General features: G+C 38.5%; 25 protein-coding genes. 17 read left to right on the forward strand and 8 right to left on the reverse strand.

Annotation, left to right across the window (positions count from 1 at the left end):
- From ACZZZC_RS17315 to moaCB, 3 genes are read left to right on the forward strand one after another with little or no spacing between them, the layout of a single operon-like run.
- Positions 1–1,098, forward strand: a complete 1,098-nt coding sequence (locus tag ACZZZC_RS17315; RefSeq protein ID WP_463487764.1) for a ThiF family adenylyltransferase — start codon at positions 1–3, stop codon at positions 1,096–1,098.
- A 1-nt stretch (position 1,099) separates the two neighbouring features.
- The gene (locus tag ACZZZC_RS17320) at positions 1,100–1,543 is read left to right on the forward strand and encodes a molybdenum cofactor biosynthesis protein MoaE (RefSeq protein WP_463487765.1); all 444 of its coding nucleotides are present in this window, start codon (positions 1,100–1,102) and stop codon (positions 1,541–1,543) included.
- Positions 1,544–1,546: 3 nt separating this feature from the next.
- Positions 1,547–2,455 (forward strand): bifunctional molybdenum cofactor biosynthesis protein MoaC/MoaB, encoded by a 909-nt coding sequence (gene moaCB / locus ACZZZC_RS17325; RefSeq protein WP_463487766.1) that lies wholly within the window; start codon positions 1,547–1,549, stop codon positions 2,453–2,455.
- A gap of 14 nt (positions 2,456–2,469) precedes the next feature.
- Here moaCB and ACZZZC_RS17330 read toward each other — a convergent pair whose 3' ends face one another.
- The 4 genes from ACZZZC_RS17330 to ACZZZC_RS17345 form a co-directional block, all read right to left on the reverse strand.
- Positions 2,470–3,501 carry a S41 family peptidase gene (locus ACZZZC_RS17330; RefSeq protein ID WP_463487767.1) on the reverse strand — a complete coding sequence of 344 codons (1,032 nt, stop codon included), beginning with the start codon at positions 3,499–3,501 and terminating at the stop codon, positions 2,470–2,472.
- Between the two features lie 157 nt (positions 3,502–3,658).
- Complete coding sequence (locus tag ACZZZC_RS17335) at positions 3,659–6,322, reverse strand: glycoside hydrolase family 78 protein (protein ID WP_463487768.1); 2,664 nt, start codon at positions 6,320–6,322, stop codon at positions 3,659–3,661.
- A 209-nt stretch (positions 6,323–6,531) separates the two neighbouring features.
- Positions 6,532–7,305, reverse strand: coding sequence for a hypothetical protein (locus tag ACZZZC_RS17340; RefSeq protein ID WP_463487769.1), 774 nt, complete (start codon positions 7,303–7,305; stop codon positions 6,532–6,534).
- Between the two features lie 67 nt (positions 7,306–7,372).
- A complete protein-coding gene (locus tag ACZZZC_RS17345) occupies positions 7,373–7,954 on the reverse strand; it encodes a Crp/Fnr family transcriptional regulator (RefSeq protein ID WP_463487770.1) in 582 nt (193 codons plus the stop codon).
- 263 nt (positions 7,955–8,217) lie between these two features.
- On the opposite strand from ACZZZC_RS17345, the gene ACZZZC_RS17350 reads away from it, so the two are divergent.
- Positions 8,218–9,648 (forward strand): DNA/RNA non-specific endonuclease, encoded by a 1,431-nt coding sequence (locus ACZZZC_RS17350; protein WP_463487771.1) that lies wholly within the window; start codon positions 8,218–8,220, stop codon positions 9,646–9,648.
- Positions 9,649–9,947: 299 nt separating this feature from the next.
- On the opposite strand, the gene ACZZZC_RS17355 is transcribed toward ACZZZC_RS17350, so the two are convergent.
- Positions 9,948–10,169 (reverse strand): hypothetical protein, encoded by a 222-nt coding sequence (locus ACZZZC_RS17355; protein ID WP_463483299.1) that lies wholly within the window; start codon positions 10,167–10,169, stop codon positions 9,948–9,950.
- Positions 10,170–10,754: 585 nt separating this feature from the next.
- On the opposite strand from ACZZZC_RS17355, the gene ACZZZC_RS17360 reads away from it, so the two are divergent.
- From ACZZZC_RS17360 to ACZZZC_RS17385, 6 genes are all read left to right on the forward strand, one after another.
- Positions 10,755–12,092, forward strand: a complete 1,338-nt coding sequence (locus ACZZZC_RS17360) for a TIGR00341 family protein (RefSeq protein ID WP_463483300.1) — start codon at positions 10,755–10,757, stop codon at positions 12,090–12,092.
- 283 nt (positions 12,093–12,375) lie between these two features.
- The gene (locus ACZZZC_RS17365; protein WP_463483301.1) at positions 12,376–12,936 is read left to right on the forward strand and encodes a sigma-70 family RNA polymerase sigma factor; all 561 of its coding nucleotides are present in this window, start codon (positions 12,376–12,378) and stop codon (positions 12,934–12,936) included.
- A 63-nt stretch (positions 12,937–12,999) separates the two neighbouring features.
- Positions 13,000–13,143: a hypothetical protein gene (locus ACZZZC_RS17370; RefSeq protein ID WP_463487772.1), complete on the forward strand. Its 144-nt coding sequence runs from the start codon at positions 13,000–13,002 to the stop codon at positions 13,141–13,143.
- The gene (locus tag ACZZZC_RS17375) at positions 13,140–13,994 is read left to right on the forward strand and encodes a FecR family protein (protein WP_463487773.1); all 855 of its coding nucleotides are present in this window, start codon (positions 13,140–13,142) and stop codon (positions 13,992–13,994) included. The genes ACZZZC_RS17370 and ACZZZC_RS17375 overlap by 4 nt, the downstream gene beginning before the upstream one ends.
- Before the next feature lie 110 nt (positions 13,995–14,104).
- Positions 14,105–17,164 carry a TonB-dependent receptor gene (locus tag ACZZZC_RS17380; RefSeq protein WP_463483303.1) on the forward strand — a complete coding sequence of 1,020 codons (3,060 nt, stop codon included), beginning with the start codon at positions 14,105–14,107 and terminating at the stop codon, positions 17,162–17,164.
- 5 nt (positions 17,165–17,169) lie between these two features.
- Entirely contained in the window at positions 17,170–18,444 is a 1,275-nt protein-coding gene (locus tag ACZZZC_RS17385; protein ID WP_463483304.1) for a purple acid phosphatase family protein, read from the forward strand.
- A gap of 79 nt (positions 18,445–18,523) precedes the next feature.
- Here the strand turns inward: ACZZZC_RS17385 and ACZZZC_RS17390 are convergent, their stop codons facing one another.
- Positions 18,524–19,075: a hypothetical protein gene (locus ACZZZC_RS17390; protein WP_463483305.1), complete on the reverse strand. Its 552-nt coding sequence runs from the start codon at positions 19,073–19,075 to the stop codon at positions 18,524–18,526.
- A gap of 239 nt (positions 19,076–19,314) precedes the next feature.
- Here ACZZZC_RS17390 and ACZZZC_RS17395 point away from each other — a divergent pair, with 239 nt between their 5' ends.
- Positions 19,315–20,358, forward strand: a complete 1,044-nt coding sequence (locus tag ACZZZC_RS17395) for a hypothetical protein (protein ID WP_463483306.1) — start codon at positions 19,315–19,317, stop codon at positions 20,356–20,358.
- Between the two features lie 186 nt (positions 20,359–20,544).
- Here the strand turns inward: ACZZZC_RS17395 and ACZZZC_RS17400 are convergent, their stop codons facing one another.
- A complete protein-coding gene (locus ACZZZC_RS17400; RefSeq protein ID WP_463487774.1) occupies positions 20,545–21,213 on the reverse strand; it encodes a TetR/AcrR family transcriptional regulator in 669 nt (222 codons plus the stop codon).
- 634 nt (positions 21,214–21,847) lie between these two features.
- Here ACZZZC_RS17400 and ACZZZC_RS17405 point away from each other — a divergent pair.
- The 3 genes from ACZZZC_RS17405 (at position 21,848) to ACZZZC_RS17415 (ending at position 23,198) form a co-directional block, all read left to right on the forward strand.
- Positions 21,848–22,090 carry a hypothetical protein gene (locus ACZZZC_RS17405; protein WP_463487775.1) on the forward strand — a complete coding sequence of 81 codons (243 nt, stop codon included), beginning with the start codon at positions 21,848–21,850 and terminating at the stop codon, positions 22,088–22,090.
- Positions 22,091–22,215: 125 nt separating this feature from the next.
- The gene (locus tag ACZZZC_RS17410; RefSeq protein ID WP_463483309.1) at positions 22,216–22,857 is read left to right on the forward strand and encodes a DUF3667 domain-containing protein; all 642 of its coding nucleotides are present in this window, start codon (positions 22,216–22,218) and stop codon (positions 22,855–22,857) included.
- Positions 22,858–22,946: 89 nt separating this feature from the next.
- Positions 22,947–23,198 (forward strand): hypothetical protein, encoded by a 252-nt coding sequence (locus ACZZZC_RS17415; RefSeq protein WP_463483310.1) that lies wholly within the window; start codon positions 22,947–22,949, stop codon positions 23,196–23,198.
- A 61-nt stretch (positions 23,199–23,259) separates the two neighbouring features.
- On the opposite strand, the gene ACZZZC_RS17420 is transcribed toward ACZZZC_RS17415, so the two are convergent.
- Positions 23,260–24,033 (reverse strand): NIPSNAP family protein, encoded by a 774-nt coding sequence (locus ACZZZC_RS17420; protein WP_463483311.1) that lies wholly within the window; start codon positions 24,031–24,033, stop codon positions 23,260–23,262.
- Between the two features lie 639 nt (positions 24,034–24,672).
- On the opposite strand from ACZZZC_RS17420, the gene ACZZZC_RS17425 reads away from it, so the two are divergent.
- From ACZZZC_RS17425 to ACZZZC_RS17435, 3 genes are all read left to right on the forward strand, one after another.
- Positions 24,673–25,134 carry a hypothetical protein gene (locus ACZZZC_RS17425; protein WP_463483312.1) on the forward strand — a complete coding sequence of 154 codons (462 nt, stop codon included), beginning with the start codon at positions 24,673–24,675 and terminating at the stop codon, positions 25,132–25,134.
- Between the two features lie 232 nt (positions 25,135–25,366).
- Positions 25,367–25,816: a hypothetical protein gene (locus ACZZZC_RS17430; protein ID WP_463483313.1), complete on the forward strand. Its 450-nt coding sequence runs from the start codon at positions 25,367–25,369 to the stop codon at positions 25,814–25,816.
- Positions 25,817–25,854: 38 nt separating this feature from the next.
- Complete coding sequence (locus tag ACZZZC_RS17435; protein WP_463483314.1) at positions 25,855–26,280, forward strand: hypothetical protein; 426 nt, start codon at positions 25,855–25,857, stop codon at positions 26,278–26,280.
- The last annotated feature ends 127 nt before the right edge of the window (positions 26,281–26,407 follow it).

The raw sequence follows: 26,407 nt of genomic DNA on the forward strand, positions 1-26,407 counted from the left end.
ATGAATACGGAACGATACCAGAGGCAAATTATTCTAGGTGGATTCGGTATCGAATCTCAGCAGCGCTTAACCAAAGCGAAAGTTTTGGTTATCGGTGCCGGCGGTTTGGGTTGCCCTGCGCTACAGTATCTTGTAGCTGCGGGTGTTGGCTGTATTGGCATTGCCGATCATGATGTGGTGGAACTTTCCAATCTTCAAAGACAAGTCCTTTTCGGGATGGATGATATTGGATTACCGAAAGTGGAAGTTGCGGCGAAACGGCTTCAGCAAATGAATCCAGAAACTGAATTGATCCTCCATCCTATTTTGGTTAACAGAACAAACGTTATCGAAATCATTTCTGGCTATGATCTCATTTTTGACGGAACAGATAATTTTGAATCCAGATACTTGATTAACGATGCTTGTGTCTTGCTTAAAAAACCATTGGTATTTGCTGCCGTTTCTGGCTTTGAAGGGCAAATTGCTATTTTCAATGTGGCCAACGAGTTTGATATTAGCACCAACTATCGCGATTTATTTCCTGTTCAACCGGGCGCTAACGAAATTCCTAACTGTGCCGAGAATGGCGTTCTGGGTGTTCTACCAGGAATTATCGGAACGATGGCGGCAGGAGAAATTATTAAATTACTTACTAAGATTGGCAAACCGCTAATTAACAAATTACTCCATTATAACCTGCTCAGTCAGGAGCAATATGAGATCAATATCAGTCCTTCAGATGAATATCAAAAAGTAACAACACAAGCCGATTTAATGAATAATAATATTGAGAATCCGATACAAAGTTACATCGAGATTGATGCTGAAAGGATGATGGAGCTGAGTAAAAAAGATTCTACCCTAATTATCGATGTTCGGGAGCGGCATGAATTCCCGAGACTAAATGCCAACACTTTCCAACAAGTTCCCATGTCGGAATTTGATAGATTTGCCTCCTCGACCATCAGGGCAGATCACATTGTTCTTCTTTGCCAACACGGCATCAGAAGTGTTGCAGCAGCAGAAAAACTGCATCAAAGATATGGAGATACAAAAATAATATACAGTTTAAAAGGCGGTATCGCTAAGTGGAGAAACCATTTTTTAACTTTTTAGTATGAGCGAAAAGAAAATCAAAAATATATTTGTCGACGGCCAGGTTTCACCAGAATTTATAGCCAAGAGCATCGCTAACCACAATACCAAAACCGAAATCGGTGGTCATAGTATTTTCATGGGACAAGTGAGAAAGGATGAAATTGAAGGAAAAATGGTTTCAGCAATTGAATATACTGCATTTGAAGACCTGGCATTAAATAAGATGCACGAAATCAGGGAGGAGATTTTTGACAAATATCCCCTGAGTTGCATGCACATTCACCACAGTTTAGGCACAATCAAAGCTGGTGAAATTTGTCTATTCGTATTCACCTCTTCGAAACACCGTAAACCTGCTATCGAAGCCTGCAACGAACTGGTAGAAAGAATTAAATCAGAACTTCCCATCTGGGGAAAAGAAATATTTGCCGATGCAAGTCATCAGTGGAAAGAAAATATTTAAAAAATGGTCAACATCACAAAGAAATCAAATACCTTAAGAAAAGCGATTGCAAGTGCAACAGTTAGAGTTTCCAAACAAGAAACCATCGATGCTTTAGTACAAAGAAAAGTACCTAAAGGTGATGTGTTCGAATTCGCCAGAGCAGCCGGTTTATTTGGCGTAAAACGCACTAGTGATGTTATTCCGGATTGCCATCCACTTCCTGTTGAATATACTTCCATTACTTTTGAGATTAAAGAGATGGAAATTGAGATTTTGGTTGAGGTGCATACCATTTACAAAACTGGTGTTGAAGTCGAAGCCATGCATGGAGCTTCGGTTACGGCGCTAACGATGTATGATATGCTGAAGCCCATTGATAAAGGCATAGAAATTAAAAACATCAGGTTACTTGAGAAATCTGGTGGAAAATCAGATTTAAAAAACAAAAAATTCGCTGAGCTTAAAGCTGCTGTGGTCGTTTGTTCTGATTCGATTTTTCAAAATCAAAATGAAGATTTATCGGGCAAAGCAATAATTGCCAGGCTGGAGCAATTTGGAATCGAAACCTTAAAGTACGATGTTGTGCCCGATGATGTGGATGCAATTAGAAAGGTGGCTACTGAACTTTCTAATGATCAACACCAGCTATTGATTTTTACTGGCGGAACCGGTTTATCGCCACGTGATGTTACACCGGAGGCCATTACGCCACTTTTAGATCGCGAAATTGAGGGCATTATGGAAACCGCAAGGCGCTACGGACAAGAGCGAATGCCTTATGCCATGCTTTCACGCGGTGTTGCTGGCTTTATTGGAGATACGCTGGTACTGACTTTGCCAGGATCGAAAAACGGAGTTGAAGAAACAATAGATGCACTTTTCCCGCAAATACTACACTTATTTAAAGTTAACAAGGGGCAAAAACATTAATGAACGAAAGGTTTTTATCCTTCGTTTTTGAAAAATTTTATTGCTTCTTTAATGTTCTTATCGGTTAGCAAATCATCGAAATGGTCTTGTTTTGAAATTGGTACATCGGGAACAATATTTGGATGATAAACGCCATTTCTATCACTGTAGTAAGAAGTTGTTAAGGCCATTGTCGCATCAAATGGAAGCGGCCAGTAAATATTAGCGGTTGTGGCACCGTAGGTAGCTTCTCCTATAAATTTAGTATTTGGCCTCCCTTTAAATGCAAACGCTGTTACCTCTCCAGAGCTGGCCGTGAAGACGCCTGTCAAAACAGCTACCTTTGATTGATCTAACAATGCTCCGTTTGGTGTAATGTATGACATCTTCTTATTTTCAAATAGATAATTGCCCGCTCTTAATTCATCTACACTTTGGGGTTTCTTATTCACATCCATTACGCCCCAAATTTTATTATCTCCCAGAAAATCATACAAAGCCAAAAGCATTGGCATAGAATTTCCGCCGGTATTGAAACGTAAATCAACTATCCAACCTTCAATTTTATTATTGTTTTTAATAGCGGCTATCTGGTCATACATCGGCTGAGAAATTTTGTGAATGTTTTCGGCGCTCAAATCGAAAAAGACCATTGCAGGCATTAGAATGTAGCCATATTTTTCTCCAATCACTTTTGCCTCAAAGGCAGGCTTACTATCGTACTTTTTCTTCCATTGCTCGCTGTAAGCATCTTTCGAAACTATTCTACTTTTTGCGGCATACTTTTGTTTTTGGTAATAAACATTACAATGAGTTGCTCCAATTTGCTTAAATAGAAGCGGTAGTTCATTTAATGATTGATTAAAATTGCCGTAAGAGGTTAACTTTTTGTTTGTTTCAGCTTCAACTGCTGACCAATCTACGCTTCCCTTGTGTAAGAATTTCTTTTTTAAGGCAGAAAAAACTTCCTTATAAAATATCGCAATACTATCCTGGCTTGTCTTTTTCTGAGCCTTTAAATTAAGAGAAGCGCTTAAAACAAATACGAGCAACAAAATTTTTTTCATCAATTCTTATTCAAAATATTAATCAATGTTCAGCGATTATAAAACGATCAACGCAAAACCGCAGAACTTTATGAATCAGACGATTTTTTTGAAAGAATGGTTGCAAGTTGTCTTCTGGAAAGCTTTTCAATCGTATAATACAATGATCAACAACAAGCTACCTCACTTCGAAAGAATAGCTACCGGCTGAAATATTAATGTTATTAGCAATCAGCTTTCCATCTAAGTATACTTTTTTTCCATTGATAACAGGAATTTCAACATTAGCTGTAGCATTCGCCGGAACCTTAACGTCGTACTTAACACCCTTGGCATTCCGCTTCCATGAAGATAAAATGGTGCCATAAGGGCTCTCGTGACTGGCCGTAAAATGATCTAAACCTGTAACAAAATGTGGTCGTAAAAGAATGTTTTTAAACCCAGGATTTTGTTCATCGATTTTGATACCGCCAATCCCTTTAAAAAACCAGGCACCTATTTCACCAAACATCATATGGTTATCAGAAATATCTCTTGTGGCTTTCATATCCCAGTTTTCGAGCAAGGTAGTCGCACCGTTTACAATCCACCAACCCCAGCCCGGGTAAGTATCCTGCGAGGCCAGCTTGTAAGCCGTTTCGGCTTGTCCATTATCGCTTAGCGCATTTAAAACCGCTTTAGCCCCTAAAACGCCAACATCTATGTGCATACCATCTGCAGCTACTCTTTTTGCCAAATTTTCGGCAACCCGCTGGCGATCGGTATCAGCTACTATATTCCACTGCAAAGCCATGCTCAATTCTGTTTGCACACCCGAACCGTAAATTCCGGTTGCCGAATTGAAGTACTTATCATTGATGGCTTTTTTTATTTTCGCCGCCAATGCGCTATAGGTTAAATAATCGTTCTGGTAATGAAACAGTTTTGCCGTTTTCGCTAAAATATCAGCATCCACATAAAAATAAACCGATGAGGTGTACTCCAGGTTCGATGTAGATTTTACGGGTACCCAATCTCCCCTGCCAAAACTTGTTAAACCATCCTTACTTGTGCTGTTGATATAATTTACATACTGTTTAATGTTCTTATAATTATCTGCAAGCGCTTTAGTATCGCCATAAAATTGGTAAATATTCCAGGGAATGATGGCAATAGTGCTGGTCCAATCGGTCCCATTTGCGGTGCCGTAACCCCATCCGCCTGTTGGAATGATATCTGGTAAAACACCGTTTGGCTGCTGCTCATCGCGGTGGTCACCCATCCATTTCTCATAAACCGTTACAGCGTCGAAATTATACAGGCCGGTTTCTACAGCAAAATGCCCGTCGCCCGTCCATCCGTTCTTTTCCCGTTGGGGACAATCTGTTGGAAAGCCAAATAAATTTGATAAATAGGAGTTGTTTGTTGCCCACCAAATTTTATCAATTAATGGGTTTGATGATGAAATTTTGCCTATCGCAGGTACATCGCTGTGCATAAAATAACCCACTAAGCTTTTTTCTTCCAACTTAATAACCTTGCTGGAGGTAACCTCAACATACCTAAAACCTTTGTAATTAAACAAGGGCATAAACTCTTCTTCTCCGCTACCTTTTAAAATAAAAATATCGGTCTGGAAGGGATCTTTGTCATCTTTAGGGCGATAATAAACATCGATGTTAGATAAGTCTGCACGACCATTCGAATCTAACCTTTCTGCATGTTTTAACCGAATTACTGTTCCTTCTGGCCCTGATACTTTTAGTTTTGATACGCCTGCGATGTTTCTTCCCAAATCAAAAAGATAGGTAGTATCATTAAATTTGCGCAATTTTTTTGTCATTATTTCCTCTACGTTCCGAATGGGATGCATGCTTTGTGCAACAATGTTTCGGGAAGGAGAAGCCCTTAAAGTGATACCTTTCCATTTCGAATCATCAAAATCTATGGTGTTCCAGCCTTTTTGTTCCAGGCGGGCATCGTAATGTTCGGCGGTGTAAATATTGTTCGATATAATGGAGCTCAAACTTGTTTTCCAATCATTACCTGAGGTTACGATATCAGTTGAACCATCGGTGTAAGTAATCCGAAGATCGAGGCAAAAAGTCGGCCGTGCCCTCCACGGTGCTTTATCAAAATTCCAAACCGCTAATGCCTGATGATTGTACCAGCCGTTCCCCAGCAACACACCCACCGCATTTTTTCCCTGTTTAAGCTGTGATGTAACATCATAAGTTACATATAAATTTCTTCTATCAAAACGGGTATACATGGGATCTAACCGATGATTACCTACTTTTTCCCCATTTAAATAAAGTTGGTACAAACCCGATGCAACAATATAGGCCCTTGCGGACTTGATTTGTTTACCGGAATCAAAAACCTTTCTGAAATACGGTGCCGGTCTGGTATCAACGTCATTTCTGTCGCTAATCCAGGTGCCTCGCCAGTTTTCCATCCCCATCATACCTGTTTCAAAACTCGAGATCGTTGACGAAACCAATTTATTATCTTTGTCAGCTACCAAAACCCTCCAGTAATACTTTGTAAACGGCCGCAAAGCCCTACCCTTGTAAACTACTAAGTTGCTACCTGAAGATATTTTACCCGAATCCCAGTTAACATTAAGCTTCCCCGTTAGGTTAAGCGAATCAGTGCCCACAATAACTTGATAGCTTAATTGCAAAGCGCCTCTTCTATCGTCATTCATCTTCCACGATAGCCTTGGCTCTGGATTATCGATGCCAATGGGCCGCACCAAATGATCACATTGAAGACCAATTATTTCTGCTGCAGCAACAACTTGTATTGTCAGCGTGAATATGAACGAAAGGAGAATTAATGTGCTTATGGATTTATTCATTGTTTTGATGCTGCTATTTGATGCCTGATTAGTTTGATTTGGTTAATAAAAGCTTGATGGAAAATATAGGCTCAAGAGCAAATAAAATCACATCAATCGTTTTAGCAATGGCTCGAATATAAAAATATTAAAGTCAATTATCTTCCAACTATCCATAATAACGATTGTCTCTTTTTTGTTTCAATATCAAAACAAGACTTAATAATTCTTTATGCGAATCCATTACCGAGCAAAGCATAATAAAAAAGCAAGCTTACAAAAACAAAATAAAACACCCCAAAGACGATGACTGGAACTTTGTTTATGATTCTGAAAATCCAGACGAAGGCAGGCAAAAGTTGTAAAGCGTGTAAGCCAAAAAAATGTGCTATTCTTAAATCTCCATGCTTTATGCTCCAGTTAAAAAACCAAATTCCCTGCCCACCATCGGGAGCGCCAACGGTATGCGCCATCCGTTGACCGATAAAGCCACCCTGAAAAGCAAAAAAAATAGAGATAATTAACCCTAATCTAATGGCCCAAATCATAGTTTCGGGTAATGCTGATGATAACGGTTTAAAAAACCGGATCGATAAAGCGAGCGAAAATATCGTTTGTAAAACGATAACAACCCCCATCAACGCATATAATATGATATTATAGGTGCCTGTCTGATTGAAGTGAGATAGCTCGCCCCTCGCCGCCTGAGTGGCAACACACAGCATCTCGAAGCTCATTGCAAAAACAGTAAACTTGACAAAATATTTTTTAATCTTCTCTCCCTCGATGTAACCCAGCAATACCACCCAGGTAAGCGAATAAATGGCTATGGAAAGCGCAAACTTAAGTGGCTTGATCCATAAATTGATGCCCAGCACTACCCGGTTTTCAAAGGGCAATAGGATCAGGAAAAACAGGGCCAACAACAGGTGAATAACACCACAATAAAATAATAACTGAGTAGCACTTTGGCGATGCCTGATTAAATTCAACAATGTTTTCATTGGGGCAAAATTGCTTAAAAGAAAAGCATGCAAAAATAACCTAGGTTACTTATTTCCGTTTAACGTTTTAAATTTTCCTGCCCGCAATATTTCTCCTGATTCGACTTAAACTTTGAGGGTGTATGCCCAGGTAGGTGGCCACATGTTGGATTTGTATTCTTTGTAATATTTTTGGGTAGGCTTTAATAAGATTAAGATATCGCTCTTCTGCAGACAAATTGGCGAGATCATACCGGGAGCGCCCAATACTGATAAAAAGGTTTTCGGCAATCAATCTTCCAAAGCGCTCGAACCTGGCACCCAGTGAATAAAGCTCCTGCATATCGTCATAGCTGAGGCAATAAATTTCAGTATCTTCCAGGGCCTGGATAAAACTGGCCGAAGGTTGCCGCGTCAAAAAGCTTTCATAGTCACCAAGCCACTCGCCTTCAAAAGCAAACCAATGGCTTTGTTCGCCTTTTTCAGTGACGGTGAAATATCGCAATCCGCCACGATTGATAATAACCATAGACTTGCAAATATCCCCGGTATTTAGGATAAATTCATTCTTCTTTACATTTCGCCGTTTGAGGCGTTTCATAAACAGAAGGATTTCCTCCTGATCAAAATCAACCAGTTCAGTTAAAGCACTGATGACATTTTCGTCCATAAACCGCAGCTACGTTTTGCGTAAAGATAAAATGTATTTATGATACCTCATCAATCGGAACTCCTTAATAAAGCGGATGGATTTACAATCTCAAATTAACAGTTATCAAAACTTTTAAACGGATGACCACTCAATGTCCTGACGCTACTTACCAGACTTTCGGCTGTTGAGAACTAACTGAGCTACGAGTCCATTTTGTTTATACCTTCGCCTTTTATTTTAAATGATCTAATTAACGCATCCCAATAGACATTTAAAAAACAATGAAATTTAAAAACATCCCAATCTATTCCGGATTTGTCGCAATCCTGCTGCTATCCGCGTGTTCGAAAAAAACCAACATTACAGACGAGCCAACCCTCCCATCCAAACCACCTACAACCTATGCCATTACCGAAACTTTCGAATCTGGTACTAAAGGCGCCTACGCATTAGACAGTGTTCAGCTTTTAACAGGGAAATGGACTATGAGTGATGCCCTGATCGGCAACCTTGCCGCCGACGCCAAAAACGGTGCAAAATCGGTGAGATTGAGAACGGGTTACCTCTCCATGAACTTTGACATCGCAGGCGCTAAAATGATTTATGTTTCTCATTCCAAATACGGTACAGATGCCAACTCCATCTGGCAACTTTTGGCCTCAACAGACGGTGGCAAAACCTACGCCCAGACGGGTGCAGATATTGCCGAAACCAGCACTACTTTGGTAACCGATTCGTTCAAAGTAAGTACCACCGGTAAAATTCGTTTTCAGATTAAAAAAGCCGGTACCACAAGAATCAATATTGATGACATTATTTTTAAAGGCACTGGCGATCCAGGCATTACGGTAGGTGTGCCTGATACTGATCCTGCGGATAACGGAAACTCCACTACCCCAACTCCTGGAAGAGGAACACCAGAAGCTGGTGCTGATGCCCCACCTGCAGGAGGCGATAATTCCAACTTATTATTTGGTAATCCTTCCGGCGCCCTCGCTTCAGTTGTCTCCGCAGAGAATTATCTGATTGATCAAAAATATTATGTAGAAAGTTATAGCATGACCCGCGGTATTCCGAACTGGGTAAGCTGGCATTTAGATCCAAATAACTTCAATGGAACGGCAAGCAGAAAAGATGATTTCGCTTCATACACCGGACTCCCAACAAATTGGTACCAGGTGCAAAGCAATAGCTATTCTGGCTCTGGTTTCGATAGAGGGCACAATTGTCCGAGCGGTGACCGTACCAGTTCCAGCACTGCCAACTCCGCAACTTTTTTAATGACCAACATGATCCCGCAAGCACCAAACAACAACCAGAAAACCTGGGAATCTTTTGAAAGTTACCTTCGTGGCCAGGCATTAAATGGTTATGAAGTTTATGTGATTATGGGAAGCTATGGCACCGGTGGCATTGGTTCGGCAAGCGCATCGGTAGTCAATACCATCAACAGCGGAAAAGTAACTGTTCCGGCAAACGTGTGGAAAGTGGCTGTACTTTTGAAAACAGGTGATAACGATTTAAGTCGTGTAACTTCTTCAACCAGGGTAATCGCCATCAATACACCCAACATCAACAGCACCAGTGCAAGCTGGAAAGATTACATAGTATCCGTAAGAGACATCGAAGCAGCTACAGGCTACAACTTGCTTTCTAACTTACCGCAAAACATCCAGGATGTAGTGGAAAAGGTGAAAGATCCAGGAAACTAGTACATAAAAATCTTTTTCTAACTGCAGAGGCTGTCTCATAAATCAGTTTATCTTTGAATCTTGTCACGTTGAGCTTGTCGAAACGCCTCAAAAAGCATATTTCGCAAGCCCTTCGACAGGCTCAGGATGACATTTTTTATTTATGATACAGCCTCTTTCACAGTCAAGCTGAATAGTAATCGATATTTACTTGCCTGATCATCCATCACTATTTGGATAAAGTGATTAATATTTACCTTAAGGAATAAATATTTGAAGCTGTCCCTTCATCAGCTGATGAAAACGCTGGCTAAGAAACATTACTCACTCATCATAAAATTCGCAATCCTTGCGAAGATAAGATCGTGGATGCTAGAACCGTCGATGCGGTAAAATTCACCCATTCTTTTTTGTATGTAACCTTTAAAAGATTGATTAATCATAATTCTATATAATCCTTCTTCACCTTTAACACCACTAATCACGACCACTTCACTCCCGATTTTTAATTCTTTTAACGTTGTTGCTGCCTTGAAATTCATAAGGCAAAAATTACTAAATTATTTAGCATAAAGAAAATTGTTTATCAACATAGTCTAGAAAATAATAAACCTACAGGGTTTAGAAAGTTGGTTCACAATAAATCTCTTTGCTGCGAAATTTCTTATCTTTAACTCCATTAGCTATGGAAAAATTAAGTCTACAGTTTCTCTTCTATGTGCTCTTAGCGCTCCAAACTATCGTTGTGCATACTCGAAAGCCTTATCACTTGAAGATGCCATCGACCAACTGTGCTGCTATTAATTCAAGTTTCTTTGTATCATTTTAACCTTTGGTCCGCAAAAATTTAAACATGAAATATGTATTCATTTTACTCCCAATATTTTCGTTCAAATCTAGAGCACACAAACTTAGGTGTTAAAACAGTGGTAGTGTTTGCAGGTGCAAACCATAGAAAATACATGCAGGATATTTTCAGCCGCATGCCCGGGGTAAGAGTTCAAAATATTAATGAGGTTAAATGATCACCAAGAAAAATTGAATATAGCAAACACAAAATAATAACATACCTGAGATCAACCAAACGGGCGGGGATTGAAACCCTTACTATACACAATTAATATAATATGGAAAATAAAAGTGACGATATACGAGGAGCGATAAAAATTTTCATTGCAAAACGCTTCAATTTGCACATTGATAAGGCCAATGAAAGTGAAGTGGTGGATTCGATTTCAAGAAACTCCATCTTTGTAGGTGGCCCACTCTGGACACTTATCTTTGCGATCATTATTGCATCTGTAGGACTGAATGTGAATTCCACAGCAGTGATTATTGGTGCAATGTTGATTTCACCGCTAATGGGTCCAATAATGGGTATAGGCCTTGGAATTGGAACGAATGATTTTGACCTCGTTAAAAAGGGAGGAAGAAACTTACTCATTGCCACGATCATTAGCATTATTACTTCAACCATATATTTTTATATTACCCCGCTACACGAGGCGCAGAGCGAACTGCTAGCCAGAACCACTCCTTCTATTTGGGATGTATTCATTGCTTTTACAGGAGGACTTGCAGGAATTATAGCCGCCACAAGGAGAGAAAAAAGTAATGTGATACCGGGCGTAGCTATAGCAACAGCGCTGATGCCGCCACTTTGTACAGCTGGCTACGGCCTTGCAATGGGCAATTGGCTTTATTTTTTTGGTGCGCTTTACCTGTTTTTTATCAATAGTATTTTTATCTGTATCTCTACTTATCTTATTGTACGTTTTTTAAAGTTCGATAAAAAACATTTTGAAGACCCCGGGGTAGAGAAAAAAGTATCGAGATATATCCTTATCAGTGTTCTTGTCACTATTATTCCAAGCATTTATCTCGCTTATGGCATTGTACAGAAAAGTATTTTTGAAAGCAATGCGCAGACTTTCATTCGTGAACAGTTTAATTTCAAAACAACACAGGTGATTAACCGAAACCTTCGTTACTCAAAAGGCGAAAAAGAGATAGACTTGTTGTTAATTGGCGCCGAACTTCCACAACAACTTATAAATACTTTAAAAGGTAATCTTAAAAAGTATAAGCTGGAAGGAACGAACTTAAAAATAAGACAAGGACTTAACGCCCGGCAAGAAATTGATTTCTCACAAATAAAGGCGAGTATTATGGAAGATGTTTTTAAAAAGGAACAACAACCCGGTAAAACTGTCAAAATTGATAAATTTTCTCAGCCGTTGCCAGAGATTAGGGCCGAATTGATTCCCCTTTTTCCAGAAATCAAGAGCTACGTACTTTCTCATGTCGTAATCAACCGGTTGGATACGCCAGTTAAAGATACATTAACACTTTTTAGCGCCGAAGTTTCGAAAATACCTACAGCTACAAACCAGCTCCGCATACGTTCGTGGTTAAAAGAAAGACTGAAGGTAGATACTGTTAAAACGATATTTGAACCGAAATAAAATATTTAGCGGATAACAAATCATCGTTAGGAGTTACGTAATACCAAAAAAAAAGCTAATTGCAAGTTTGATATTTTTTTAATTAGCTATCTATTATATTTTCTTTGCATTGACAAACCTTAAGCTCTTAAAAACCATATTTAGGGTTTGAACGATGCTACGCATATTCAGGTTTGATGACCAACAATTTCCGAATTTCAATCCATCAAAAAAGCCAAACAGATAACATTGCATTAATATCCTGGTAATACGTCGCAGGCATCTTTGTGCCGACAAGCACCTGGTGGAAAATTCTTTAAAAAATTGGCAAATAAAGCACCAGAACAATCATTCTGGCGACTTAGCAATGCTCTATAAACGCTGGTCGATCTTGCTTCGCGGTTACGCCGAGTACTATCTCAACGATTCTGAAGAAGCCAGCAGCATTGTCAACGATGTGTTTTTACAACTCAGTAGCCAGAAAAACGATATCGAAAATATAAAGGGTTATCTGTTTAAAGCGGTAAAAAATGCCGCACTCAATCAAATCTCCAGCAACAAAAGGAAAAAAATTCAATACCTGGAGAGCCAGGAATTAGCGGTTCTTTCTGATCTTTCGCAACCCGCAGTATTTCCACCTTCCGAATCTGCACAAATGGACTTTCTACAAAAAACCATTTCGCAATTACCACAAAAGCGTCAACTGGTTTTTCGGATGCACCGCATAGAGGGTTTTAGTTACGCAGAAATTGCAGAACTCCTGCAGATTTCGCACCGAACCGTAGAGGATCATCTCGCAAAAAGCATGAGATTTATCCATGAGCAGGCTAAACATTTCTGTAACGAACAGTTAACAGAAGCTTAATCTAGCCAGCCCGTATTTTCTGCTTTCAAATCTGTCCTTCATCATGAGTACCTACAAACGACCATGAAAGACGAAATTTGGAATAACATCATCAAAAGATTTACAGATACAGAGACGATCAATTCCCGGCAGGCATTAAATAGCTGGCTTGAAGAAGATCCTGAACACCAAAATACCTTTAACGAAGCGGAAAAAATCTGGAAATGACTGGGCAGCTCATGCCAGAAGAAAGTGAAGATCTTCCTCAATTTGAGTTAGAACATTCCAACACTGCTCCAAAACTAACACTGCGGTCGGTTTGGAAATATGGTTTGGCTGCTGCCAGTATTGGTGCCTTATTGGTGCTGGGCAGCTTGTTCTACAGAAAAAGTATTATTCCACAAACCTCAACATACATTACTCAAACCGCAGCGGCAGGAAAGCTACTGGAGATTAATCTTCCAGACGGATCAAAAGTAAATCTAAATGCGGGTAGCTCGATTCGGTACAAGAAAGACATGTTAAAAGATTCCATAAGGATTATTCAGCTATCGGGCGAGGCTTTTTTTGATGTGAAACACCAACCAACCAAACCTTTTGTGGTAGAAAGCCGTAAAATTAAAACGGTTGTATTTGGCACAAGTTTCAACATTAGGGCATACCAAAATGAAAAGCAGATACAAATCGGGGTAAAAACGGGTAAAGTCGGCGTATTGAAGAGCGGTTCGCCAACTTCTGCTCCCATCTTTCTCCTGCCGGATCATCAGATTTCCTTCGACAACCAAACGGGACAATTTGCTGCGGTAACAAGTAATCACGATGTAGATGCTTGGCGAAGTGGTACGCTTATTTTCGACGAAACGCCAATAATGGAGGCATTGGAAACCATAGCCAGAAGGTTCAAAGTAAACTTTGACACCAAAGGGTATCAACAAAGCTCTTGTAAGCTCAATGCTACATTCGAGAATAAGGATTTAAAAACGATTCTCAAAACGATACAAACTGTAATGAACATCAATATCAAACAAATCGATCAAACTATTTATGTAAAAGGAGGAAACGCATGTAACGGAAACTAAAAAGCCGATCCCAGATAGGAAACGGCCTTAATAGGATCGATCAATGGCCACGAACCGTCGATTGATCTGGAAATATGAATAAATACGAACATTTAAACACACCCAAATTTATGAAAAATTTTAATGGGGCTAGCCGCTCTGTGAAAATAATTATGCGAATAAGCTTGATTTACGCTTTTACCTCTATCCTCTTTATCAACCTGTTGCAGGCTTCTTCGGCCAATGGACAAACCGGATTGGATAGAAAAATAAACCTTGAACTGAAAAACGTTTCATTGAAAGTTGCCTTTAAAGAAATTGAGCATAAAACAGGCGTAAGCTTTGTTTACGTTAATTCTGCTATTACCGAAAACAAAGTAACTGTTATCGATCGCCAGAAAACTGCCAGAATAATTCTTGAATCATTACTGCAAAAAAATTCACTGATCATGATTGAAGAAAATGGAATGGTGATGATTAAAAGCAAACCTCAGGTGCGGAAGATTGCAAAACCCGGATCAATAGTGGGTTATATTAAGGATAAGGAGAACGATAAAACTTTACCTTATGCAACTGTGGTATTAAAAGGCGCCAACAGAAAATTTATCACGGATGTAAATGGCTATTTCATTATCGATAATGTGCCGGTAGGTAAAGCAGTTCTGGCCGTAAATTATATTGGCTATTCGCCCAGTGAGTATACAGTAAGTATTGAAGATGGAAAAATCACCAATGTTGAGCTAAAAATTTCGGGATTGAATAACGACATGAAAGGCATCACCATTAATGGGATTAGACGTGGAGAGGCGGTTGCATTAAGTAGCATGCGAAATGCAGATAACATTAAATATGTGCTTTCTGAAGAACAAATTGAACGTTTTCCGGATGCAACAGTTGGTGAGGCGATGCAAAGAGTTCCTGGAATTGCCATGGATTACAGTTACGGATTACCGCGAAACATCATCATCAGAGGGCTTGATCAATCTATGGGCTCGGTAACGCTGAATGGCAACAGATTGCCTTCCACTTCCACAAGTTCCAGGGAAATAGATTTAAATGGAATTTTATCTTCTACGGTAGAAGCCATTGAAGTCAACAAAACGCTCACCCCAGATATGGATGCTGATGGCACATCAGGATCGGTAAATATTATTTCTAAAACACCAAAACAGGGCCAGGAACAACTTCAGGTAAAAGGTTCATTCGGTCATAATTTCTTATTAGATAAGCAAAACATCGATGGTTCCATCACCTACGGAAAGCGAAATAACAAATGGGCATACCTTGCCGGGGTTAATTACAGCAAGAGCTTTAGAGGCGAAGATCGCGTTCAAAAAGATTATGATACCTATGAAATTAATGGACAGGAAAAAGTGTTGTTATCCAATTTAGAACTTGAAGGTTCTGATTTAAGACGTGAAAACCTGGGCTTGCAAGCAGAGCTCGATTTTTTCCCTACGGAGAAAAGCCAGATTTACCTGCGAGGATCTTTCAATAAGTTTTATGAACTTCAAACCAGAGGAACGAAAAGTTACAGCATTGGCGATTACACCGATATCAACCACGTAACCGGTGTAAACATTGGTTCGAGTGGTTCGCCGAGAAATTACAACCGCGATTTGACCAGTTTCTCATTAGGCTATAAAACCGATTTTAATAACTGGAAAGCGAACGTAGACTTTACTTACTCCACCGGTTTATACGATCAACCGCTATATTTTGATGGTTATTTCAGCAATACAGGTCTTTCAGCTGCGCTGGATGTATCTAATCCTAGAGCCCCTCAATTTGATTTTGGAAATGTAGATGCCAACAATGCCGCAAATTATAAAACAAACTATTACACCAACCGCCATCAGATTGCCCATGACAAAGATGGTCAGGCATCGGCAAACTTGCAACGCACTTTCGATCTGAGCGAAAAAAATAAATTGATGGTCAAGTTTGGAGGACGCTACAAGTATAAAGAAGACGACCACACCAGAGATTATTATCAATATACTTTAAAAACAGGGACACTATCGCTTTCCAACTTCCTTGGAAACTATGAGCGTGAGAAATATTTCGATGGCAATTATAACCTTTCGGGAGCAATTGCCGATGGTTATCTGGTAGAAGAATATTACCAAAACAACAAATCACTTTTTGTAGATAACACCACCTATATCCGTCAGAACACCGACCCAGATACTTACAATGGTAGCGAAACATTGGCCGCGGGTTACGGAATGGGAAAACTAACCTTAAACAAGTTTGATATTATTGCTGGTTTGCGTTACGAACGCACCGGTTTCAATTACAATGGAAATATTGTAAATTTTGATAACACCGGTAATTATGTGAGTACCAATAAGGTGAACACGAAATCATCTTTCGCTGGATTTTTCCCGAGTTTAAATCTAAAATATGCTCTGGATTCGAGAACCAATTTTAGGGCTGCAGTAACCAGATCACTTTCCCGTCCTGGTTATTACGATCTTGTACCGTGGCAGGAAGTGGAACCTCGAAGAAAACGGATGAAAATCGGTAATCCGAATCTTGATCAAGCGACATCCACAAATGTCGATTTCTTATTTGAGCATTATCTAAAATCCCTTGGTCTAATTTCGGGTGGTGTATTTTACAAAAACATAGAAAACTATATTTTCGAAAGTATTTACACCCAGGTAGGCGGGCAGTTTAATGGCTATCAGGTAACACAAACCGTTAATGGTGCTAATGCGCATGTTTACGGCTATGAAATTGCCTGGCAGCAACAGCTTACCTTTTTACCAGGTTTCTTAAATGGCTTTGGTGTCTACGGTAACTTTACTCAAATTCAATCTAAGTTTACTGTTCCTGGAATAGTTAGCGAAAGAACGGTTAGACTCCCATCTATGCGCCCGAAGGTTGGAAATGCTTCTTTGTCTTATGAGAAATATGGTTTCTCTGGTCGTATTTCTGTGAATTTCTACGATACTTTTATCTCCGAACTGGCAGAGGTGCAAGCAAATGATTTGATGGAAAAAGGTAGAGTGCAGTTAGACTTTTCAGCATCACAAAAGATCAGCAAAAAGTTCTCCCTTTTCATGGGAATCAGCAACATCAATAACGCCCAAATCATACTCGATTATGGTGATGGACGCCCGAACGACCACAAATATTATTCATCATGGGCCAATCTCGGCTTCAAATACACTCCTTTCCAATAATGAAAATGAAAAAAATTATTTTATCCATAAGCCTTTTAATATCTACCGCCATTTACAACCAGGTTAAGGCACAAAATTTTAACGCAGGTCCTTTTCCCGATCGGATCATCCTCACCTGGTCTGGCGATCCTAAAACCACTCAGTCGGTTACCTGGAGAACAGATAGCACAGTAAGTATAGGCTACGGGCAGATTTTGCTGGAAAGCAGTTCGCCAAAATTAGAAAAGCCGGATGCGAAGGAATATCAAGCAGTCACTTCTACTTTAAAAGGCAAAGAATACCAATCGGCAAATTATCACAGCATCACTTTTAGCGATTTGCAACCAGATCGTTTATACACCTATCGGGTTGGCGATGGTAAAAATTGGAGTGAATGGTTTCAGTTTAAAACTGCACCAGCTACAGACAAGCCCTTTTCTTTTATTTACCTTGGCGATGCACAGAACGATATCCGTTCAAAATGGTCGAGAGTAATTAGAAAGGCCTTTGCCACACATGGCGATGCCCGTTTTATTGTTCATGCCGGAGATTTGATCAACAGATCAAACAACGATAATGAATGGGGCGAGTGGCACTTTGGTGGAGGTTTTATCAATGGGATGATCCCGAGTATTCCATCATCGGGAAACCACGAATATTTTAGAGATGAGCAGCGTACGTTAACTTTAGATCCGCATTGGCAGGCGCAATACACACTACCAGAAAACGGTCCTGAACAGTTAAAAGAATCAGTGTATTATATAGATTATTCGAATGTGAGGGTAATCTCGCTCAACTCGCAAATGATTGTGCTGGATTCTACCTCATTAAAATTGCAAGCAAAGTGGCTTGAGGATGTCTTGAAAAATAATCCCAAAAAATGGACAATGATCACTTATCACCACCCAATTTATTCTACGGCAAAAGGGCGTGATAATAAAGAATTCAGAGAATTATTTAAACCACTTTTTGATAAATACCATGTCGATTTATTGTTGCAAGGACATGATCACACCTATAGTCGTGGTCAAAACCTGCCTTTTGGAACTTCGGGCAAAGTAGGCGGACCGATGTACGTGGTTTCAGTAGCTGGACCGAAGATGTACAAGGTGGATGTTAACCCAAAATGGATGGATGTTTTTGCCGAAGATACGCAGCTCTTCCAAATCATTTCTGTAAATGGTGACGATTTGAACTATACGGCTTACAAAGCATCTGGAGAAGTGTTTGATCAGTTTAAGCTGAAGAAAACTTCTAAAAACAAAGCAGCGGAATTTACAGATCTGAGAAAGAACAAATAATAAAAAAAACTAAATAAAAATGGCTCAGATCTTCATCTGTGGCCATTTTCAATTTTGATTGGAGCGTTGTAATGTTGCGTTATTTAATTTGAACACCGTTAATGCGAAGCTTCGTCCAGGTTCCTGGAAAACCCTGCCCCTTAATATAACCGACCACAAAGGGATGTCCTTTCAAATTCGGATGATAAATGGAATCGAATGAAAAGCGCATTTCGGAATCTGTTTTTTCGGTAACGGTAACCTGTTGGTCGGTATCAGTACCCGACCCCATGGTAAAAAACACATCACCAACTTTTGCACTAAAGTCGGCTCGTATAACCCTCAAGTCTGGATATTTTGGATCACTAGCGATAAGTTTACCTTGCTCATCAATACGCAAATAAGAAATACTGATCCCATCTCCTCCAATTAAGGAGAAAAACTTGTAGAACAGCTTACCATTGATCAGCGTGCTATCTTGAATTTCCGTGTAGTTTTCTTTGCTGGCATACCAAAGGTTTCCAACCTGCATTGGAAGAAAAGAATCTACTGGTTTAGGTTGAATGACACCAAGGTCTTTTTTACAACTGAGAAAAATAGTTGAGACGAAGAACAATAATAAAAGACTGTTTTTTAGAGCGATATTTTTCATTGGTTTTTGGTTTAGTATTTTATCATCAAAACGAGAACAGATGTGTTTATGCTACACTTGAACGAATATATATTTCATTGATTTGCAGGGCCATCAGCTTTTCTGGTTTGTATCATTTATAAATCTTCGTTTTATAAAGATTGAGTATTAAAAAATTCATCCTTGAAACCGTCGATCGAAGAAAAATAATCCAAACCAAATCCAGTTATTGCTGTTCAGCTAACACCAATATCATCTTTATGAAACAACCGATACAAAACGCATTACTTTTCCTTTTACTGATTACGCTCTTCACCTCATGTAAAAAAAGAAGCATTGAGGATCTCCCCGATTCTTCACCATTTGACATTTATGCCGCAGGAAGAGAAGGCTATGTGGCTAAATACTGGAAAAACGGCAATGCCATAACTTTGGGAAGCGGCTCAGGCTCATCTGATGCAAATGCAATGGTGGTATTGGGATCGGATGTGCATATAGTAGGATATGAAATTAATGCAGCTGGAAAATATGTAGCAAAATACTGGAAAAATGGAAGAGCAATATCACTCACCGATGGCACCAGGGACGCTTATGCCAATGATATTTTTATACAAGGAAACGATGTTTACATTGCCGGTCACGAAATCGCTAACGGGCGAACAACCTATCAGGCCAAGTACTGGAAGAATGGAACGCCGGTAGTGCTTACCGACGAAAACCAACAGGCTATTGCATCGGGTATTGCCCTTGTAGGCAGTGACGTTTATGTGATAGGCGAAAGACGAAATCTTGATTGGCTGACTCCGATTACCTGCTACTGGAAGAACGGACAATTAACCGATCTTTCTGATCGAACAAGAACAGCCGGCGATCAGGCCTTAACACTATCGGGGAACGATCTTTATATGGCATGGTCTGAAAGCTACAATAGTTCAGGGCAGTCTCAAACTCGCTACAGCAAAAACCTGGGGGCACCAGTTCTTATCAATGATGGTTCTGCCGATGTAAGAGGTACTGCTATTGCAGTGAGTGGAAGTGACGTTTACATTGCTGGCTCAGCCATCGGAAGTAATGCCATAGTTGCCAAATATTGGAAAAACGGGGTGCCAGTCGCTTTATCTAATGGTCCTCAAAGTGCCTTTGGTCAATCCATAGCTGTGGTAGGCTCCGACATTTACGTCGCTGGTTACAGTGATGCTGGAGCATCCGGAACAGCACAATATTGGAAAAACGGCAGTGTGGTTACGCTGACCAATGGAAACCAGGCTGCCCTTATCCGAAAGATTGTGGTTGTAAAAAAATAAACCTGGCGGTGAGGCTAAGCGATTCAAAATAAAATTGTCTTATGTAATAAAATCTTAAAAAGGTTCAAAGCAATCTTTGACTTCAGGAATAATAATATACACTTAAAACTCGATGATTTAATCTACTCCCCTATTCTTAAAGGATTAAATTAACGTTATTTAATATTCAGTTTGATATGCAACGGGTCAAGTGTATGCAAGTTCGACAATTGCTTTGAGGGTTTTTTTAATCTCTTCCTGACCGGATGGCTCTTGAAGGTTGATACCACAAAAAGGGTTTTCCTGCATATTGCTATGAAGTGTAAGATAATACACTCCACCCATCAATATCGCATAAATTGCCCGAAAATTCTTATCACTGTCACTGAAGGTTTTATCGAAGATCTCACGCAGTAGCTGATCACCAATATTCTCTCGCTTTGAGTCTAATTCCTTTAAAACAGGTGACTTTTCGCTCAGCCCCCAAGTAATGATCCGTCTCATTTCCTCGCTACTCATCAGGCTATTGAACTGGTTTTCCAGAACCTGGTAGGCAAATGCTTTCCCAGCATCTACTTTACTCGATTCAACAATCTCAGTGATTTCATCCGGACTAATTTTCCAATAGTCCTTGTTATTGAGGTATTCTTTCACCAAGCCCTCTAATCCACCGAAATAGTCATAAATCAATCTTCTGTCCACCTTTGCCTTCTCAGCAACCCTACTGATGCTCACTCCCGAGAAACCATCTTTTTTTAAAATTTCTCCAAGCGCATCGACCAGATTTTTCTTGGTACGTTCCTTGTTCCTGACCGGGCCATCCGTTACTTTTCTTGCCATTTGAATAAACTTTGCTGCAATTTGCATTTTTTTCATGGCACCGTCAAAGCTTCTACCTATTAAACAAAAGGCTGTTTCATTTCTGCCTAATGATAACCTAAAGCTTGAAAGCTGAGTGTTTATTGAACCAAACTAAAAAATCACAAGAATAAATTATGGGCTTTGTTTAACGATAGATGATTCCTCATCGGTTCTTGTTCACCGTATTCATCTCTGCCTTCCTTTAAAAAATTGTTACCTGTTTAAGATTTTGACAAACGTAAAATAAATTTAACTCTCAATGTTGAGATATAATAATATTTTGATAAATTTGAAGCAGGCATTGGGAAATTAATAACTAGAAGCACCCTATAATTTTTACGTAATTCGTAAAGGCATCACCTACTATTGAAACCCATTTTTACAGTTTTGGATAACGTTAGCTTTGTACTGAATGAGATTTTCTCGGTTAAATAAAGTTGGTACATTTTACGATGAAACGATTAACATTTGAAGAATAGCATGCTGCCAGATAAGAATTTGCATCGCCCGTTAACGAATGATATGACGTTAAAACGGAAACACTACCAATCTTGTTTTAACAGAAAAATTATGGTGTTCCTCTATTAAGCCAACATGGTGAGCAGGATAAAATGTTTAGAATTAAGCCTTTAACAATAAATATAAACGAATGAAAACTGAAGTTTCAGATCAAAGTATCGAATCACTAAAAAAACACCGAAACCTGATGAAAGGCGTTGCTATAGGATATGCGCTGGTAATGGCTGTAGCCATAAGCTTAGCATTGTACTTAACCTTTACCAAACATAATGCATATTTACTGGCTATCGTTCCAGTTTGCCTGCTCGTGATGATACCTATCTTGATGAGAGTTAGTCAACTTAATACTGCTATAAAAAACAGAAATAATTGACAGTGGAAGGCTCGAAACATCTAGATCTACATTCCTGCTTAAATTGTCAGTCGGAAACCTCTGGGACTTACTGCGCAAATTGCGGGCAAAAAGCAAGCACTCATCGCTATTCATTAATTCATTTCATGGAACACGATCTGATTCACGGTGTTTGGCATATTGATAAAGGAGTCTTATTTACACTAAAAGAGCTGATTTTAAGACCGGGTGATAGCGTGAGAGAATTCATTCAGGGAAAAAGGGTGAGGTTTTTCAGTTTTGTGACCTTGATTATTCTTTTACTGGCCATTTCGAGTTTACTATCGCCATATGTAAAAATCCATTTATCAGACATCATGCCATTGAACAGTAAGCAGACAATGAGTGCCTATGAGGGTTTCGCCACCAAATACCCAAAGGTGATCATTTTGATATTAATCCCCCTTTACTCTTTATTTAGCTATTTCTGGTTCAAAAAAGCTAAACTTAATTATAGCGAACACCTGGTCTTGAATTCTTACAAGACAGCAGTAGAGCTTATTCTTGCTTTAATATTTACAGTAGTTACGATATTTTACACGCATATCCCTACGCTATTAATCTTCTATTATGTATTTGTAGCGGTAGGTGGCTTCCTTTACAGTATTTGGTTTTATAACCAGTTTTTTACTGGCTATGGTTATTCAAGGAGATCAAAACTGTTAAGAGCAATAATGATCCCTGTCTCTTATTTAATTATTTCGGTGTTGGTAGGTTTTTCAATGGCACTGATCAAGCTGATTAATTAGATAGCACAATCGCCCTCAAATTTTAGTCGAGTGGTTCAGGCAAACAGGAAATTTTAAATGGTGTAAATTACAATATCGAATTTAACCTTATGATTACTATACAGGAAATCAAGCAGCTATCTGACCAAGAGCTTCTTAAAAAACATCAAACAGCAAAATCGAGTTTAATTATTACCTGTATACTTATTGGTGCTTTGGTGGGCGTTGCGATCTATAGCTCAGCAAAAAACGGGCTTGGATTTTTTACTTTTTTCCCTTTATTTTTTGTGTTCCTGATCATTAAGGCCCAAAAAACCAGCAAAGCTATTGCCGCAGAAGTCAAAAATAGAGGGTTAACTTAAGCGATTCATCTTTGAACTACTAACATCAGCCTTCTTCTAAAAGAGGGAAAAGCCTGTCTGTTTAGAAATCAGAATAATCTGCTGGATATAAAAATAAGGTGACGTTTTTGGACACATTATGCTGATACTGAGGCAAACCGCTGATCTTTTTATATTCAGGACCAAAAGCTGCCCAATGGCTATCTCGATCGGCCTTATTATTAAAAGTTGTCAAATACATTAAATTAGGCATTTTACCACCTGAAATCACCTGCCCATAAAAAACAGCATTGAAATTCAACTTTGAAAAAATTGCAACTTCATAATCGTTGAACATCTCAATTTTGTTGAGGGAAAGATTTTCCGTTGCCGCTTCGTAACTTCTTAATTCATAAACCCGTTCATTTTTAGGTGTAGTGAGTTTTGGAAGCGAATATTCTGGCATCGAAGCAAAAGCCTTCAAAATGATTGATTCTATACGGGTATACGGCGGTTCATTATATGACGCATTTAAATAAAGTTTTCCTTTTTCAGCAAACGCTTTATCCTTGCCAACCGTCGTATTGATTCTATCCAGATCCGTTAGCTTTTTAAGCGGTATAAAAACGTAAATCAGCCTATCTGAAGTATCTTTGGCAATCGGTTTAAAAACACCAACATCCTTAATGCCTGCGGTGTGCAAAGCGGGCAAAAACGCAGTTCTTAAATACTCATCAATGATTTTCTCCTGTTGATCAGTTTTAAAATGATATACTTTAATCTGATAATAAAATGACTGCTTTACGGCATAAACATGAGCTGATAAAGCTATGAAAGCAACAGTTGAAAAAAGGATTCTTTTGAGGAAGGATTTCACGATATGATCTGATTTAAATTAACATCTACAACTTTATAAATAAGATTTTGTTTAGTCCAAATTTACGATAATCCTTATTTGAAAATCATCTATTTCAAAAATGGTGGTGCACCATCATACTCTAATACTAACATAAAGTAATTTGATATCACTATCTATGGTATTTAAGGGAAACGTTAAGTTTTAAAAACCGTGCTGTTTTTTGACTTTCATCCCCACGATTGGCCGCTCAATCATCATCAACCATCAGACAATACTAGTTCCCCGAAAGTAAGGTGGTACAATTTACATCTGAAAAAAGATCCCACAGCCATTAGTATTTTCACTATTGTCGAAATCGAAAGCACTCCTGATCATTACACAAGGTGCTGAACCATTCAAGAGCCTCGGGATACAATTCGCTAACTATCCAGGCATAACCTAAGCTTGTCAAATCAAGATGTAATAAATAAAGCTTAGAAGAACTCACTTCTCAAAAACTTGTATCACAAAACAGAGTTTAATAAATTTATAGAAGAACGTGTTAATGATGCAATAAAGAAACAATCGATACGTCGTCTACGCTTATAATTTTAAACCAAAATGCACTCGATATAGCTGCTAATGGTACAGATCGGAAAATCAACATTAGAAATAACTATGACAATAACACAGAAAACAATTTGGATGCGCTATTTACTACTTGGGGTTTTTAGCTTGAGTTTTTTTGGCTTTTCTTGCAAGAAAAGAGTCGATTATGCACAATATGCTGAATTCCATTATATAAACTCAACAAGCAAGAAAATAGTAATGGACTATCCCAAGAAAAAATTCGCAATTGAAGCTAATGGAGGGGAATATTATTTTGAGGTTAAAGGGATTGGGCCTAAAACGATCTCACCAGACAGCTATAATTTTTCACTCCCGATAAATTTAACGGAAGAAAATAGAATACCCGTTACAATAAAAATTGGAGAAAAATGCTTTACTTCAACAGAAACAAGCGAACATACTTTAATTAATGTAAATAGTTATCAAATCGAAAAAATTGATGAGGGCCATTACAAATTCACCTACACCTTTACCGAGGGAGATTATAACCTTGCAGTAAATTGCCCATAGTTTTGAAATTTTGAATAAAGATTGAAGTTTTGGAAATAAAAATGAACTAATATGACGACAAACTATCCACCTGATAAGAATTTTCCCCGCCTCAATTCTAACCTGATTATGCTGTGACAAATAAGAAATTAGGGAAATATCATATTATGATAATATAAACGCAAGTTATCCAATGAAGCAATCCCCACGACATGGGGTGAGTGAAAAGATAACATTATAAAAAATTATGACAATGGTACAGAAGCACATGTCGAAACATTATTTAATCTTAGGCTTAATTATTAGCATTGTCTCTATTTTAGGAGGTTGCGTAAAGGATAACTTTTACGACCAATACGGTCAATACCAATTTATAAATGAAACGAATTATAATATCACTTATAATACAGGCTTAGAAGAATTTAATATTCTGCCAAAATCAACAATTATTTATGAAGAAAAATCTAGAGGTGAAGGTGAAAAACCTGAAGCTTCAAGTTATAATAGCCCATTTAAATATTATAGTAGTGATTTAGTAATTAAATTTAATGGTTTAAAATGTTTAGTAAATATTAAGGATGATGATGTAAATAGTATTAGAAACATTAAAAATTATACAGCTGAACGTGTAAGTGATGTAACTTATAGGTTCACCTACACTTTTACCGAAGCTGATTATAACCGGTCGGTAAATTGTCCATAGCATTATTCTCGTAAGCCATTTCAATAAATCAGAAGCAAATGTCGAAACATTATTTAATATTTGGCTTAATTATTAGCATTATCTCTATTTTAGGAGGTTGCGTAAAGGATTTCACAATGGTGGGGGAATTCCATTTTGTGAATAAAACAAACTATAGCATTACTTACCAAAAAGGTTTGGAGGAATTTAATGTATCGCCAAATTCTACCACAATTTTTAAAAATCAAGCGAGAATAAGTAAAAAAAAATCACAGGAGGATAATTATAACACGCCTCTTGCTAACTTCAATAATATAAAAATTAGCTTCAATAACGTTAAGTGCTTAATAGATATAAAGGAAGTAGATATTAACAGCGTTAGAAATATTAAGAACTACAAAGCTGAGCGTATAAATGATGTAACCTATAAATTCACCTACACTTTTACTGAGGCTGATTATAACCGGGCAGTAAATTGCCCATAGTTTTGATTTGAGAAACCTATTTGAATAAACCAGATGCGCATATTGAACGGATTTAATCATTGGCTTAAGGTATTGGGATACCTTAAGATATCCAGATCGCTAATACAAAAGATAATCTAGACAAAGG

The sequence above is a fragment of the Pedobacter sp. AC212 genome, from assembly GCF_979258625.1.